Origin of the sequence: Bacillus sp. TH50, from assembly GCF_016650565.1 — a bacterium.
Classification (GTDB): domain Bacteria; phylum Bacillota; class Bacilli; order Bacillales; family Bacillaceae_G; genus Bacillus_A; species Bacillus_A mycoides.
In genome coordinates this window covers 70,428-85,974 of record NZ_JAEKFM010000003.1, presented here as the reverse complement: position 1 = coordinate 85,974, position 15,547 = coordinate 70,428, and the positions used below count along the sequence as shown (strand labels likewise).

The 15,547-nt window shown below is 33.1% G+C and carries 11 protein-coding genes and 4 pseudogenes; 4 read left to right on the top strand and 11 right to left on the bottom strand.

The window, feature by feature from the left end; genetic code table 11:
- Positions 1 to 74: 74 nt before the first annotated feature.
- A complete protein-coding gene (locus JFU23_RS00430; protein ID WP_002069901.1) occupies positions 75 to 728 on the top strand; it encodes a CPBP family intramembrane glutamic endopeptidase in 654 nt (217 codons plus the stop codon).
- 234 nt (positions 729 to 962) lie between these two features.
- On the opposite strand, the gene JFU23_RS00425 is transcribed toward JFU23_RS00430, so the two are convergent.
- From JFU23_RS00425 to JFU23_RS00415, 3 genes and pseudogenes are all read right to left on the bottom strand, one after another.
- A complete protein-coding gene (locus JFU23_RS00425) occupies positions 963 to 1,841 on the bottom strand; it encodes an SDR family oxidoreductase (RefSeq protein WP_201031059.1) in 879 nt (292 codons plus the stop codon).
- A gap of 134 nt (positions 1,842 to 1,975) precedes the next feature.
- Entirely contained in the window at positions 1,976 to 2,392 is a 417-nt protein-coding gene (locus JFU23_RS00420) for a VOC family protein (protein ID WP_201031058.1), read from the bottom strand.
- A 243-nt stretch (positions 2,393 to 2,635) separates the two neighbouring features.
- Positions 2,636 to 4,005 (bottom strand): annotated as a pseudogene (locus tag JFU23_RS00415) (aminotransferase-like domain-containing protein).
- A 124-nt stretch (positions 4,006 to 4,129) separates the two neighbouring features.
- On the opposite strand from JFU23_RS00415, the gene JFU23_RS00410 reads away from it, so the two are divergent.
- On the top strand, positions 4,130 to 5,068 hold the full coding sequence (locus JFU23_RS00410; RefSeq protein WP_201031057.1) for a DMT family transporter: 939 nt from the start codon (positions 4,130 to 4,132) through the stop codon (positions 5,066 to 5,068).
- A gap of 17 nt (positions 5,069 to 5,085) precedes the next feature.
- Positions 5,086 to 6,777, top strand: coding sequence for a M3 family oligoendopeptidase (locus JFU23_RS00405; RefSeq protein WP_201031056.1), 1,692 nt, complete (start codon positions 5,086 to 5,088; stop codon positions 6,775 to 6,777).
- A gap of 68 nt (positions 6,778 to 6,845) precedes the next feature.
- Here JFU23_RS00405 and JFU23_RS00400 read toward each other — a convergent pair.
- Positions 6,846 to 7,921 (bottom strand): annotated as a pseudogene (locus JFU23_RS00400) (helix-turn-helix domain-containing protein).
- Positions 7,922 to 8,309: 388 nt separating this feature from the next.
- Between JFU23_RS00400 and JFU23_RS00395 the strand changes: the two are divergent.
- Positions 8,310 to 8,813, top strand: a pseudogene (locus JFU23_RS00395) (phosphotransferase enzyme family protein); the annotation flags it as partial.
- Positions 8,814 to 8,927: 114 nt separating this feature from the next.
- Here the strand turns inward: JFU23_RS00395 and JFU23_RS00390 are convergent.
- The 7 genes and pseudogenes from JFU23_RS00390 to JFU23_RS00360 form a co-directional block, all read right to left on the bottom strand.
- Entirely contained in the window at positions 8,928 to 9,383 is a 456-nt protein-coding gene (locus JFU23_RS00390) for a cupin domain-containing protein (RefSeq protein WP_201031055.1), read from the bottom strand.
- Positions 9,384 to 9,629: 246 nt separating this feature from the next.
- Positions 9,630 to 11,009, bottom strand: coding sequence for a dihydrolipoyl dehydrogenase (lpdA, locus tag JFU23_RS00385; RefSeq protein WP_201031054.1), 1,380 nt, complete (start codon positions 11,007 to 11,009; stop codon positions 9,630 to 9,632).
- 205 nt (positions 11,010 to 11,214) lie between these two features.
- Positions 11,215 to 11,810: pseudogene (locus JFU23_RS00380) on the bottom strand (TetR/AcrR family transcriptional regulator).
- Positions 11,811 to 11,966: 156 nt separating this feature from the next.
- On the bottom strand, positions 11,967 to 12,674 hold the full coding sequence (locus tag JFU23_RS00375) for a phosphotransferase family protein (RefSeq protein ID WP_201031053.1): 708 nt from the start codon (positions 12,672 to 12,674) through the stop codon (positions 11,967 to 11,969).
- Between the two features lie 114 nt (positions 12,675 to 12,788).
- On the bottom strand, positions 12,789 to 13,583 hold the full coding sequence (locus JFU23_RS00370; RefSeq protein ID WP_201031052.1) for a VOC family protein: 795 nt from the start codon (positions 13,581 to 13,583) through the stop codon (positions 12,789 to 12,791).
- Between the two features lie 117 nt (positions 13,584 to 13,700).
- Positions 13,701 to 14,534, bottom strand: coding sequence for an alpha/beta fold hydrolase (locus JFU23_RS00365; protein WP_201031051.1), 834 nt, complete (start codon positions 14,532 to 14,534; stop codon positions 13,701 to 13,703).
- A 136-nt stretch (positions 14,535 to 14,670) separates the two neighbouring features.
- On the bottom strand, positions 14,671 to 15,423 hold the full coding sequence (locus JFU23_RS00360) for a class I SAM-dependent methyltransferase (RefSeq protein WP_201031050.1): 753 nt from the start codon (positions 15,421 to 15,423) through the stop codon (positions 14,671 to 14,673).
- Positions 15,424 to 15,547 lie beyond the last annotated feature (124 nt).

The following is a 15,547-nucleotide window of genomic DNA, read 5'->3' as shown; positions in this document are numbered from 1 at the left end:
TTACCATTATTTTGGAGAACAATGTGCTATTATATATTCGTAATCAATGAAATAATAAGAAAGAAGGGGTTGTTGTGGAAACAAAGATTATAGAAACAGAGAAGAAAATTGATTCAAAATCCCTTTTGGCTTTGGGATTATTAATTATTTCCGGGATTGTATATCAACTTTTCGCAGTGTTAGGAGATAATATACCTGAAGTATTGGGAATGATTCTTGAAGCTTTATGGAATCTTGTATTATGTGGAATTATAGGATACTATTTTTTAGGAAAAATATCATTAGAGCAATTTAAACATTTTAATTTCAAGACATTACTTTGGGGCGTGCCTTTAACAATTATCGTGGGTATCGGTTCCAGCTTAATATTCAGTTACATTTTTGAACCTGCAACTAAAAATTCCGTTGCTGAAGTAATAAGTATTTCTATGATTTTATTCCGTGTACCCTTTATGTTAATGGGTGAAGAGTTGATTTGCACTAATATAATTATCGCATTACAAAAATTAGGATTAAAATTTGGCACGGCATCAATAATATGTAGTTTGTTGTTCGCTTTGTGGCATATTCCAGCCTATGGTTTTGTGCCAATGCAGTTATTAATAACTATAATCCCAGTTAGATTAGCACTAAATTATATATGGAAAAATTCAAAAAGTATTTGGGTGAGTTGGATTTGTCACTTTATTTTTGACTGTATTTCATTTGTACCAATGCTTTTTAAATAACTATTTTATCCCTCTATTTGCGGGCAGTAAGACTCCCATCTCAAAATTCGGCGAATGCTAGGAAGTTAGGTGGGAGATAACTGCCCGTAAACGCCCGATTGGTGAAGGCTAATAATCAGTGGAGAATGGACACCTCCACACTGATTAAAGTTTCACTTTATTTTTAAGAGGACTTTATTATTTGTGTACAGTATAAAGAAAAAGAGCACTCAGCTATTGAGTGCTCTAAAAACATTAATTTTGATTCAAAACATTCTCCTCAAAATATTCCCCCCAATCTGGGCGTCTTCCATCCATATCTGTAAATTCATACTCTCTTCCTAATTCCCATGAACTTAACGCTCGTCCCGTTTTTTCATGAACATTTGGATCACTTGCTAAGGTTGCTACTGCTCTTCCAACAAAGAAAGGAGTTTCTGATGCGATAAAATGAGGGTCTTGTTTAGCTCCTTCTCGCCAATTCTCCTCTGTTACACCAAATATATCTAACATCGCTTCTGAACGAAGGAATCCTGGACTAACTGCGACAGCTGTAATATTGTGTTGTTCTAAATCTTTCGCCATAGCTTCTGCTAAATGAATTGTTGAGACTTTTGCTAAACTATAGTACAAATTACCTCGATATTGATAATCGACTCCATCTGTAATTTCAATAACAAGTCCCATTTTATTTTTCACCATTAATGGTACACCGTAATGGCTTGTCATTATATGAGAATGAACAGCTCTTTGTTGCATAAGTAGTCCGTTATGTAGGGTGTGTTCCCAGAAAGGTTTCTCCCATTCCGTTAAAGGATCGCCGCCCCAAACATCGTTTACTAAAATATCAAGCTGTCCATTTTGTTCGTCTTGAATCTTTTTAAATAATGCTTTAATATCTTCTTCTACCGTATGATCAACACGAACTGCGATTCCTTTTCCGCCTTGCTTTGTAACAAGCTCTGCCGTTTCTTCAATCGTTTCAGTTCTTCCCATACAGGATAAATTCCCTTTTGTACTTCTTCCTGTTACATATACAGTTGCACCGGCTTCGCCAAGCATCATCGCAATACCTCTTCCGGCGCCTCGTGTTGCTCCGGCCACAACTGCTACTTTACCTTGTAATGGTTTCATGTGATTCTCCTTACTCTTTATAATCAAGTATAATTATTTTCGGTACCCCGTTCTGATTTTAAGAAGGGGTTAAAATAATATTAATTAAATTTGATTAGCATTGCACCCTATGCCTCGTTGTGCAGCAGCGAAGTTCATGCTTTTTTGCTCGAAATCAGCACATTTAAATAGTGCTGATTGTACATAACGCCTAATATGTTTCCGAAGGGATCAACTACGGAAGCCGTGATGAATCCCACGCCGCGCTCTGTAGGTGCCTCATATTCTTTTGCTCCCATAGACAGTAGCTTATTGAAAGTTGCTGTTACATCATCAACATGCCAGTACACTATAGAGCCAGATGGGCCGGTCACTGAATCAGCTGGCGCATAACGGCTATCGATTAAACCTAGCTCGTGTTGGTAGTCGCCAATGCGAAATTCGGCATATCCTGGACGTTCAAAGTATGGTTCACTTCCTAATAGGTCAGCGTACCATTTCTTTGCGGCTGCTAGATTATCTGTCCAAAAACTAACTGTGGTTAGCCCTCGTAATGTCTGTGTATTGCTCATAATCGATCTCCTCCATAATGTTGAGTAATATTTCCACATACTAAAACGAAATAACACCTTCTGAATTACCTTTAATTCACATATAAATAACCCATTCTCTTATCCATATTCAAGAAAATACCCTTTTAATGGCAGATCATGAACGTAACGATTTTTTTGTAATTAAACAATAATATTGTGAATCAATAAGAGCAATACATACAAACAAGGCTATTCTATTCAAAACACGCCCCCTCATAATTTTTATTCTTTTTTAAACTGAAAATCCACACGGTTCGTTCGTTTTATTTCCCCAATTACTTTGCCAATCCCTTCTTCAATCTTTTCTTCTTTTACATTAGATACATTTAACTTTAACAATCTCTCTTTATGAAAGTTACTTAAATAATTTTTATCAATAGAATCTATGCTTATTTGACTCTTTTTTAAATTTTTAATAAATGTGTCCGTGACTATATTTTTTTCAACTGTAAACAAGTCTGTATTCCAATTGGATCTACTGTTCTAGAAGTAAACAAATGTGGATTTTCATTTTGAACACCTTCTACTACTGCCGCTAGTTTTTTTGACCTATTGTAGTAAGATGCTTTTATTTTATGTTTATGCCGGTCAAACATTCCGCTCTTTATGTAAATTTCTAAAGCAGCTTGTGAAATCATAGGACTATCGATATCTAAAATCTTTTTATACTTATAAAAGGCATCTGCAATGGATTGCGGGATGACTGCAACACCGACTCGCAAACCAGGAAAGATGATCTTCGAATAACTTTTTAAATATATAACATGATTACAATTATCTTGGCTGTAAAACGGATCTACTTTTGAATCAGTTTCTAAATCTGCTAAATAGTCGTCTTCTACTATAAATACATTATATTTCTTCGCAAGTTTAACAATCTTTTCTCTCTCTTTTTTAGAATACGAAGTTCCAAGTGGATGATGAAATCTTGGAGTTGTATAAAAGAATTTAATTTTTTCTGTGCTGAATATCCGCTCTAGTTCATTTAAATCTATCCCCTCATGCGTACGCTTAATTCCGATTACAGGAATGTTATTTGTTTCTACATATTCAATATATAAATGGTAACTTGGCTGTTCAATTAGAATCATATTATGTTCATTCGGAAATGGTATTGAAGTTAATATAGCAAGTGCTTGCTGCACACCTGACGTTATAAATATATTATCTTCCTTTGTGAAAACTTGATAGTTTGCTAACTGTTTTTGCACAACCGAAATTAAAGATGGTAACCCTTTCGGTGTTCCGTATATAAACAAATCATTCTTATAGGTATCAATCGCTTTATTAATGCAATGCTGAAAATCTAAGTATGGAAAAACATCTGGATCTGGGGCCGAAGAAGCGAAATCAATAATCTCGTTACTTTCTACGTAACTTCCAGATTTCTTAACAACGTAGTATCCACTTTGAGGTACAGAATAAATAATATGACGCTTTTCCAATTCATGCAGCGCTCGTATTACAGTCGCCTTATTACATTCATATTGTGTAACAAGCGACCGTATAGACGGTAATTTCTTTCCTTCTTTTATCTCACCATTTTGAATCATACTTTCTAAGTTGTTCAAAACATGTAAATATTTATACATCATTACACCTCCTGTTTTTTTGTACCGGTACAGTTTGTATTTGTTCACATTGTAGCACTAGATCAGAAGGATTACTATGTACGTATACTGGCCAGTAAGAAATCAACTACTATGAGGTGGAATTATGACAAATACAACAAAAGCATATTTATCAGCGTTACTCTATTCTTTAATTATTGGATTTTCATTTATGTTTGTGAAACTAGCACTAACGATTACGAGTCCTCTTGATACTCTGGCTCACCGTTTTACAGTTGCCTTCATAGCAGCAAGCATTCCGGTTATTTTCGGTTTTGTAAAGTTAAATATATCATTTAAAAACATACTTGCCCTTTTACCAATCGCAATATTTTATCCAGCATTGTTCTTTGCTTTCCAAGCATTTGGCTTAGTATATACAAGTTCATCTGAAGCTGGAATTATACAAGCAGCAATCCCTATATTTACGATGATACTAGCTTCCTATTTTTTAAAAGAATACACGAATACATGGCAAAAAACATCAGTATGTATTTCTGTCATAGGTGTCATTTATATATTTGTTATGAATGGTATAGGGGCTCATGAAACGAGCTTCATCGGTGTTATTCTCATTTTATTATCGGCATTATCATCTGCTTGCTACAATGTATTAGCTCGAAAAATGACAAAGAAATTCAAGCTGATGGATTTAACATACACAATGACGGCAATCGGTTTTATTAGTTTTAATTTCATCGCAATCATTGACCATATGAACAAAGGTACAATAACTGTATACTTTAAGCCATTTACGAATGGAACATTCCTTATCTCCATTTTATATTTAGGATTACTATCTTCCTTACTGACAGCATTATTATTAAACTATTCATTATCTTATATTGAAGCAGCCAAAATAAGTGTTTTTAGCAACTTATCTACACTTATTACCATTATCGCAGGCGTTGTATTCTTACACGAGCAAATTGCCTACTATCATATTGTCGGTACACTTATGATTGTTCTTGGAGTAATAGGCACAAATTTTCTAGGAAAAAAAGGAATCATAGCGAAAAAGAAGAATACCTCCTTGAGTAAATAAAAAGTGAGGGGTAAATAATGCAGAACTCTAATACGATCGATATCCGTAATATACATGAGCTAGAGAACGAATTATCTACTTTATTAAGTAAACCCATTTCTTCAGGAGAAGATTTAGAAAATTGGCTGAAAATACAGTCGAAATTAATATGGGAAATCGAAGAACAATTGAGATCACACTATATTGACTTTCAATGTAATACAGATAACAAAGAAATAAAAGATACGTTTGAATATGATCAACAATATGTAAGGCCTCTTTTGAAACGTTATCAAAATTCCTTTGATAATAAATATTTAGAGTCACCATTTCGAATGCAACTTGATCCAAAAACTTATAGCTTACTAGATAAAAAAACAAAAAATGCGCAAACATTATTTTGTGAAAAGAACATTGATTTAGAAGTAAAAGAAGACAAATTAGTAACCGAGTACTTCGAAATTACAGGCAGTTTGACTGCACTATGGGATGGCGAAGAAAAAACAATTACTGAACTACAGTCTTACTTACAAAATCCGAATCGTGATATACGAAAAAAAGCAAAAACGCTCATTTCTGAAAAATTCTTATCTGTTGAAAATAATTTACAACATATTTTAAATGAATTAATTGCAATCCGTCACCAAAAGGCAAAAAACATTCAATTAGATAATTATCGTGATTATATGTTTAAAAAACATGAACGTTTTGATTATACGGCTGATGATTGCTATGAACTTGCAGAATCCGTTCGTAAATACGTTGTGCCACTTATTGATAATATATTTAATGAGAAAAAAGCTGAACTTCAAGTAGATACACTTCGTCCGTGGGATCTAAAAGCAGCCGCACCAAATCAAAAAGTATTAAAACCCATTGAAGACGAGAGTGATTTAATCGAAAAAAGTTCTCATATTTTACAAAAACTAGACCCAGAATTTTCTGCATTATTGAGCCGTATGCATAAAAATGATTGCTTAGATTTAGAAAGTCGTAAAGGAAAAGCACCTGGAGGATTTTGCGAACACTTACCTGCTTCTCAATTATCTTTTATTTTTATGAATCTCAATCATACACATTATGATGTTACTACTTTCCTCCATGAAATGGGACATAGTATTCATAATGAATGTATGAAGCAGCTAAAGCTACAAAAATATTTAGAAATCCCTTCAGAATCAGCTGAGCTAGCCAGCATGACAATGGAATTGTTTTCGATGGAGTATTGGGATACATTTTATGAGGATACAGAAGAATTTATAAAAGCAAAATTAGATTTCTTTAAAGATATTGTTAAGTATTTACCACAAATGCTTATCGTTGATCAATTCCAACATTGGATGTATGAAAATCCAAATCATACTGCTAAAGAAAGAAATGAAAAATATTTAGAATTACATAACACTTACCAATCGAATGTGGTAAATATTGAAGGTTATGAAAACTGGATAGCAACTGGCTGGTTACCTGTACTACACATATTCGAAATACCATTCTATTATATCGAATATGCAATCGCGCAACTTGGTGCATTGCAAATGTATAAACAATATAAAGAGAATCCTAAACAAGCACTACAAAAATACAAAAAAGCATTATCTCTAGGTAGCTCTGAATCCTTACCAGAGGTATATGAAGCAGCTGGAATTCGTTTTGATTTTTCTAGTGAGACAATAAAAGAATTAATGGCATTTGTAGAAGAGGAATTGGAATTACTTAAACAAATATAAATAAAAAAATGCATCTGTCCTTATAGGTGCATTTTTTATTGTTTTTTTATTCAATACAAATTGAATCTTTATCTCGCTTTATTAATAAGCTCTATATATTGTAGGTCCCCATATCCTATTGTTGGAAAAAGATTAAACAACCTTGTTAGTAACTCTTGTGTTGGTAAATCTTTATTTTTGGAGATATACTTTACTACTACATTATTTTCTTTTAGCATCTCTAAATATAAATCTATCGCCTGATACATTACAGGTAGTATCTCATGAGATGGCTTTTTATGATTTACTAGAACTTCATTGTAAACAGAAAAATAGTTCCCTAATTCAAGTTCAATTTGACTTACCTTAAATTCATCCTCTCTGAAGCTATTTAAGTATACTTTTCCCTTATAATCAGACTGTTCAAGGTAAGAAAGTACGGTAAGTAGATTCATTTGGCAAAACATATCCTCACCAAACCATAAAACGATACATTTATACTCTTTCTTAAAAAGATTCTCTAAAGGATGAATAAACTTTTTCATATAATTTTCTACAGTACCTTGATGTCCTTCTGCCCTTGTTTTAATAAACTCATCATCAAAAATCTGTGCAGTAGTCGCATTTACACACATAGCTTCATTAAATGGAGCGTAATCAGACTCCCCCATTAGTCTTTCACTTTTAAATTCTTCATACATAAATTGACCATTTAATATGTTTAGTACATCTTTATCAAACAGCTCACTCTTCGCATTTCGTAACTGATTAACTTCAACTTTTCTAGAAAAATTCATTCTATCCCACTCCTTGCCATCATTGATTGAGAGTTTAATAAATGATTGAACCGGTATTTTGTTAAGTTGGAATTTTCCTGGGGTGATACCAAAAACAGTTTTAAATGCTCTACTATAAGCCTCTTGCGAAGAGTAATCGTAATCAAATGCGATATCAATTATCTTTCTATCATTCGTCAAATCTTCCGTTGATAAATACAATCTTCTAAGAAGAATATATCGTCTAATACTTATCCCCGTTACTTGATGAAATTTAAACGAACAGAAGTAAGGAGAATACCCCATATAATCAGATAATTTATCTAATGAAAACTCCTTTTAAAATTGCCCTCAATCCATTCAATCATTAGCTGTATATGTTCATTCATTTATCTCCCTCCTCACTAAATATTATAAGAAGTATCCACTTCTTTCTTTTGATATTTCTTGTGGTTTATAACATTAACCACCCTCTAGAACCTTTAAATATCATATGTAATTACTCATTTCATATTTTTTCAGCTATCTTATTTTGTCATACATTTACTTAACTTTCCAATAAAGTGAAACTTTAAGCAGTGGGGAGTTTGTTCCTCCCCACTGCTTATTATCCCATACTAATCGGACTTTTACGGGATAAATCTTTTTTAAAGGATTCTACCAAATAAAACACGAAATTTGTAAGTTAAGGAACTAGTAGTTTTGTGAGTGGAAAATTTATGTTTGGAAAGGAAGTTAAAATGAATAATATAGAAAAAGAGATACTTAAACTAATTAATAAACTATATCCCTAAAGAAGAAACTACTATAAGAGAAATTGCATCTGACGTTTTAGCTTCTACAAAGGAACTGCCAAAGAATCCTTCAAATTATGGCTTAATACACGGAGATTTATGGTTAGAAAACATATTAGTGGACAATGATTTAAATTTAACAATGATTGATTTTCAAGACTGTCAAAAACATTTTTACATATTCGATTTAGCTGTTCCAGTCTATAGCGCGATAGAATATTCTTTCGTTGGGAATGGCAACATAGTCGACTATGAGAATTCTATTACAAAAGCAATAATCGACGGATACCAGGAGGAAAATGATCTACCTAAAGAAATGATAGAGCAGCTTCCATTGTTTATTAAATTAAAGGAGATATTCGAATATAGTTTAATGCATATGTATTGGAATAAAGAAGAGTTAACTGAGGAGCAAGTACGGATAATGAACCTTTATAGAATAAAGATTGAAAAAAGCCATTCTTTAAACACAGTTGGTTTCCTATGAAGTACACCCAATTGTTACATTCAGTTTAACAATTGGGTGTACTTTTCTATAGATAAGTTTTCTTCAAAAGACAAAATACAAGGAGCGAAACGATATTTAATCGTACAGTGGCACCTATTTTTCAATCCATTCAACGAATTTATCTAGCTTAATACCATCCTCGATATTACTTTCTTCCAAAGTATTTGCCCTAGCTTGAATACAAATAAAATAAAGAGGTTCACTTGAATTGTTACGCCAAATTCTTTCCCCCTCTTGTGCCACCCTTATGACAGTACCCTCTTTGATTTCAAGGATTTCATCATCAATCTTGAATTCCCCTTGTCCTTTGACGAAGATATACAGCTCTTCATTTTCTCTATGCTTATGATAAAAGGGCATTGAAATGCCTGGAGGGAAAACATTTAGTGAAGCTTCCATCCCTGTACATTGTAAGTCATCTTTAAGAAATACCTTTCCAGGAGCTTTAAATGGATTTCCATTTTTATATTGAAGCAGATCCTCCCACTTTCCTACTTGAACAGCACTAAAATTTTTACCTTCCATTGTTGAATTAACAAATTGACTCATTTGTATTCTCCTCTCATATTCATTTTCCATAATTTCACTTTTCATTCTCTAATAAATGAATAAATCCTCTCACAAAAAGAAACCGAATAGTCTCTTTTTTGCGGTAAAAAAACGGCTCAATTAGCCATAATATGTTATTAAGAAGTTTATTAGTAAAGTTTGTTTTTTACATATTTATTTATCTCTACATTTATTTTATTTAGAATTTCTAAAAAACGAAGCAATCCAATTTTTATTAATTAATATTTATTTAAAATTGTAAATTATGGCCTCAGCAGCTTCCATCACAATCTCACTTAAAGTTAGTTGAGCATGTGGTGTTAATGCAATATCCTCAACTGTCATGCCTGATTCAATTGCTAAACCCATTTCGGCAATTATTTCTGATGCACCATTTCCCACGATTTGAGCACCTACTAATACACCATCTTCTTTACGCACCAATAGCCTCAAGAACCCTTTTCCTTCATTTGATACAAGTGCACGACCGTTTGCTGAAAATGGGGATTGAATCACTTTTACTTCCATGCCTTCTGCCTTTGCTCGCTCTTCAGCATAACCAACTGTAGCTAATTCAGGATTTGTGAAACAAACTGCTGGAATTGCCAAGTAATCAACAAATGATAGTTCACCAGAGATAGCTTCGGCAGCTACTTTCCCTTCGTAAAATGCTTTATGTGCAAGCTGTGGACCAGCAATGATATCTCCTATAGCAAAAATGTTCGAAAGGTTAGTACGGCATTGTTGATCAACTTTTAATAAACCGCGGTCAGAAAACTCAATACCGATTTTTTCAAAACCCATATTTTCAGTATTAGGACGACGGCCAACCGTTACTAATACGTAATCAGCGTCAACTTTCTTTTCTTCACCACCAATTTCGTAGGTAACAATTACACCATTTTCAACTTCTTCTACACCTTTAGCGGATGCATCTACTATTACTGTAACACCTTTGTTTATAAGGTCTTCTTTCACAATTTGAGTCATTTGTTTATCGAAGCCAGTTAAAATATCTTTACCTCCTTCAATAATTGTTACTATAGAACCGAGGGAAGCGTAAGCAGAGCCCAATTCAGTACCAATGTAACCACCACCGATTACAACCAATTTACTTGGAACTTCAGTTAAACTAAGTGCACCTGTAGAGTTAATCACACGTTTTGTAAATTTAAATGTTGGAATTTCAACTGGGCGTGATCCAGTAGCTATAATTGCATTTTTAAATGTATATGTTTGAGCTGCATCTTTATTGGTTACTCGTATAGTGTTAGCATCCATGAAATAAGCTTCACCTTTTATCACTTCTACTTTATTGCTTTTTAATAACCCTTCTACACCACCTACTAATTTCTTTACAACGTTGTTTTTAAATTCTTGTACTTTTGCAAAATCAACATTTACACCAGAAGAAAAAATACCCATATTTTCTGAATGCTTTGTTTCCTCAAAACGATGACCTACAGAAATAAGTGCCTTAGATGGAATGCAGCCGACGTTAGCACATACGCCACCAAGATTCTCTCTTTCTATAATTGCCACTTGTTGCCCTAATTGTGAAGCTCTTATTGCAGCAACATATCCTCCAGGGCCAGATCCAATTACGATTGTTTCAAATTCTCTCATATCCCTTTTCACACTCCTCCAAAAATTAGAAACAGGTAGGCCGAAATCGTTCATATTCTACACGTTTTTCAATTTACTATTTTGTATTAGTACCATTCTTCTCTCATCCGTTCTTTCATAGTTCCATCATGGAATTTCTATTAAGTGATCACCCCCTCAAAAAAAAGAAACCGAATAGTCTCTTTTTTGCGATAAAAATTACGGCTTAGTTGGCCGTAATTTGTTTTTCCAATTCATCTAAAAGTCGTGACGATACTGTATCAATATAAACTGTATCTTGGTATAAGCGTGACAAGGCAAGTGCTCCTTCAAGAGAAGAAATCCAGATGATAGCAATCTGTTTTGCTTGAGTATCTGATTTTAACTCTCCTTGCTCAATTCCATACGTAATAATCTTTTCAATTATTCCAAGTAATTGATTCATCGCTATCTGTGCTTGTTCTGCCATGAGAGGATGGGAATCATCTGCTTCTAACGTTACGTTCATGATTGGACACCCTCCAGGAAGAGGATCATTATGAATGAGAGATGTAAAAACTGAAATAAAAGTTTTTAACTTATCCAACGTATTGGATGCTTTTTTATCTCTTCGACATAACGCACTCCCATTTGTGAAGTTGCATGCTGAAAGGCTTGAACAGCCAAGTCATCTTTATTTTTAAAGTGACGATAAATACCGCCCTTCTCTAGCCCAGTCTCTCGCATAATATCAGAAATTGAAGAACCACTATACCCCTTTACATTAAACAGAGCAGAGGAACGATCAAGAATCATTCTTTTTGTTAATTCACCTTTACGCATTGTGTCCTCCTAAAAGAAAACGTTTGGTCTCTTTTAAGTATATGACAAATCGAAATGAATTAGCAAGAAAAATAACGGAGAGAATCAATGAGTAAAAAAATAAATGATTCACTATTTTAATAGGGATCAAAATAAATACTTGAAAACATCTTTTATTTACAGAAGTGTACTCTCTGCCAATCTAGCTGCGTTAATAATAGGAGCCCACTGGAAAATTTCATCTCTTAATAAACCTGTTTTTTTGCAATATATATGTAAATACATTTCAGCTAATTCCACTGAATTCTGTGAATACAATAAGTATGTCCGAAACACATCTGCACGAATATCACCTGAACTAGCATCAACCCAATCTATAATTTTCACATCACCATTACTCATAATTAAATTAAACGGATGTAAATCACCATGACATAATCTAGGTTCAAATGTGATTGAATCTAACTTTTTTAATATATTTCCCTTTTGTTTTTCATCCAGATCATGTACGGAGTTAATTTGACGATAAAGCCTTTCTTCCATCGGTTCTATTTCATTAGAGTTCACAGATATAGCATGAATTTTTTGTTGTATACTTACACAAATACTTATGAAATGCTCCGCTTTACTCAAATTATTAAGCAAAAGCTCACCAACACTTTCCCCTTCTACATATTCCATAATAATAGCTTGTCTACCTTGTATCTCTGTAACTTCAAACACTTTAGGAACGTGTAAACCACATGAATATGCATACTTTTGTTTTTGTGCTTCGTATAGAGATTCTGTATTAGGGAGGCATTCTTTAAACAATTTCACAACTTTATTATAACAAAGATAAATTTCAGCCGTATTTCCTTTGGCTATCGGATTTCCTAGATTCAATTCATTTCTCTCCTTACAGTAAATTAGAATAACGCCTTATAGTCCTCTATAAATTCAGTGTAATTATACTGAAACCCTTCTTCATGAAAATGAAAAAACTTACCCTCCCTATAATTATATAGAAAGTGGTAAGTTTAATTTTCTAGGAATATCGGAATGAAACTCCGGTGTATGCAAAACAGAAAATGAATACCCTTGTTGAATAAACAATACTTCAGTATGTTTACTTTCAAATGGAACACCATTTTTCTTAAAGTTATTTTGGATTTGTTGTAAAAACGCATGATCCGGTGTTCCGAATGAAACATGTACTTTCGGTGGTAAAGCTTTCATCGCGATTGGAATCCACGGTCGCTGCCACCAGGTTGCAACGATATATGCAGTGCCACCTATTACAAAGTTAAAAACATCCCCATCTTCCTTCGTTTTCATGTCTAGATTTGATTTCAACCATTCCGTAAATACAGGTACACTTTTAACCGGAAGACCAATTTCCCTTACGTATAAAATGTTTAACGGTGAATGCGGGACTAATACATCTTCTTTAATATAACTATGTGCAATAATTTCGAGAAGATTTCCATCACCATCTTTAAAGTATAAATTGAATAGACCATTCTCCTCACCAATTGTATGACCATCTTTCCATTTCACAATGAGTAATCCAGACTCTTTAAGCCATTTTTCCGTTTCATGGAACTTTGAATATGGGATCTCAAAAGCGAAATGCGCAGGTGCAATTGGTTCATATACTTCTTGAAAACTAATTGTTGTATACGGTGTTACTTCAAATTGAATATATGATGCGGTTTCTTTTTTTATTGGAAAAGATAATATGTCTTTATAAGCTTGTTTTACCCCTTCTATAGAAACCGTTTGTAGTTTTATATCTGATATATGTGTAATCACTTTACATTCCCCCTTGTTTCTTATTATCTATTCTTATTGTATTACACTTATAAATAGATAAAATCAAACCGAAGGGTGGATTTTTCGTGTAAAAACTACAACTTTAGTATGAATATGTTAGCTCCAATTACTTTTTATTTCCTCAATAACAACTTCTGGTTTATCCCAGTGTAACAAATGTGTAGTATCAGAGATTAATTTTACTTTCGCGCCAGTTTTTAACTTGAAAATTTTCACTGTTTTATCTCTATATTCATCCCATATTTGTGGAACTGTAGCTCGAAGCAATATAATATTAGCCGGTAACTTCTCGTAAATATCTATCGTTTCATCTTTATGCATACCTCTTATTATATTACCAGCTGTTGTACCTCTCGCATGCCAACATACTTTATTATCCATTTCAATCCCTAGATCTTTTACAGAAATTTCTAATAATGGAGACCACCTATTATATGCTTCTTTTTCACTTTTGAAAAATCCATCCCAATTATTAAAAATATATTCTTCAAAATCCTTTTCGTAATACGCGATTTCCTCTTCAAGCGTTTCTTCTTGAAGCCTTTTTGTTTGATATCCTCCATCAATAAGAATGCTTCCTAGTACTTTTTCTGGATTATTTAATAAATAAAATAGTGCTACAAAACTTCCCCACGAATGTGATAAAAAATAGAAATGTTCAATTCTCAGTTCATTTATTATTTCATTTAACCAGTTTGCTAAATTCAGCATCTCATAATCTTCCGTTCTTTCAAAGGGCGGTGTTTTACCATGCCCAGGTGCATCAATGGAGATAAATCTATACTCTTCCTTTAATTCTTCTGCAATTTCTATAAAACTTAAACTCGTACTACCTAACCCATGTAAACAAAAGATGACGGGCTTTTCATTATTTCCCCACTCAGTAATATGTGCGTTTATTTTTTCATTGTTAATATAGTAACGTTTCAAAATAATTATCCCCTATATTTCAATTTTTAGATTACCACTTTACCTATTTCTATGATTTTTAAGTTTTCCCTGCATTTTTTTCCACAAAAAAAGCTGATTTTCTTTTAAAGAAAATCAGCTTTTACGTTAAAATACACTATGATTTAACAGCAATAATCATAAACCTTTTTGAATTCGTACGAATACCTTTTTCGGAACTATTAGCGTCAATGAACTTTTGTAAAATATTAAAGTCCTCTTCTTTTTCTCCAAATCTAGGAATAATAGGCGTATGTTTTAATAAGAAAATAAGATCCTCAGGAGTACTGTAATAATCAGTAACATCATATTCACGTACTTGTACGAGTTCAAATCCTGCACTAATAAGTTCACCCATATACTTATCTTTTAACGTACCATCTCTTTCACCTAAACATTGCCCTCTACCAAATGCTTCTTTAAGATTTAATTTATCATGTTCGCTAACTTGTTGTGTTAAGAAAAAAGCACCTTTTTTCATTACTTTTGCCAATTCAGATGCTACAAACGGCGCATGACAACTTGAAGCAATATCAAAATGAGCATGCGGAAACGTTAAAACTTCAGAATCCATTTGGAGAAATTCAACGTTTTGTACACCTGCTTTATTCAAATTAAAATGTGCTGTTTTGATCATTCCATTAGAATTATCTATTCCAATCAGTGATGCAGCTGAAGATGCTATTTTTAGTACATTCTCGCCTCCACCTGTACCAACATCAATTAGAATGTCTGCTGGTTTACATCTTATTTTTACTTCATCATAAAAGTCCCAAATGTCTCCTACAGTTTCACATTTTAATTTACTAAAGTCCCATCCGTTTAATCGTCCCACTTTATCATAAAAGTTTTTATACTCTAATTCGTTCATTTTATTATTGCCCCTTTGTAAAAATGCATCAAATGTTTAATTATGATGATCCTTGAAATAGACTCATAGTTGATTTTATCGTAAAAGGGCCTATGTCTCCTTTTATATCTGCTACGCATTTTTT

Coding starts and splice junctions, on each gene's coding strand:
- JFU23_RS00410 (WP_201031057.1), top strand. CDS start 4,130: ATGACAAATACAACAAAAGCATATTTATCAGCGTTACTCTATTCTTTA.
- JFU23_RS00405 (WP_201031056.1), top strand. CDS start 5,086: ATGCAGAACTCTAATACGATCGATATCCGTAATATACATGAGCTAGAG.
- JFU23_RS00425 (WP_201031059.1), bottom strand. CDS start 1,841: ATGAAACCATTACAAGGTAAAGTAGCAGTTGTGGCCGGAGCAACACGA.
- lpdA (WP_201031054.1), bottom strand. CDS start 11,009: ATGAGAGAATTTGAAACAATCGTAATTGGATCTGGCCCTGGAGGATAT.
- JFU23_RS00390 (WP_201031055.1), bottom strand. CDS start 9,383: ATGAGTCAATTTGTTAATTCAACAATGGAAGGTAAAAATTTTAGTGCT.
- JFU23_RS00360 (WP_201031050.1), bottom strand. CDS start 15,423: ATGAACGAATTAGAGTATAAAAACTTTTATGATAAAGTGGGACGATTA.
- JFU23_RS00420 (WP_201031058.1), bottom strand. CDS start 2,392: ATGAGCAATACACAGACATTACGAGGGCTAACCACAGTTAGTTTTTGG.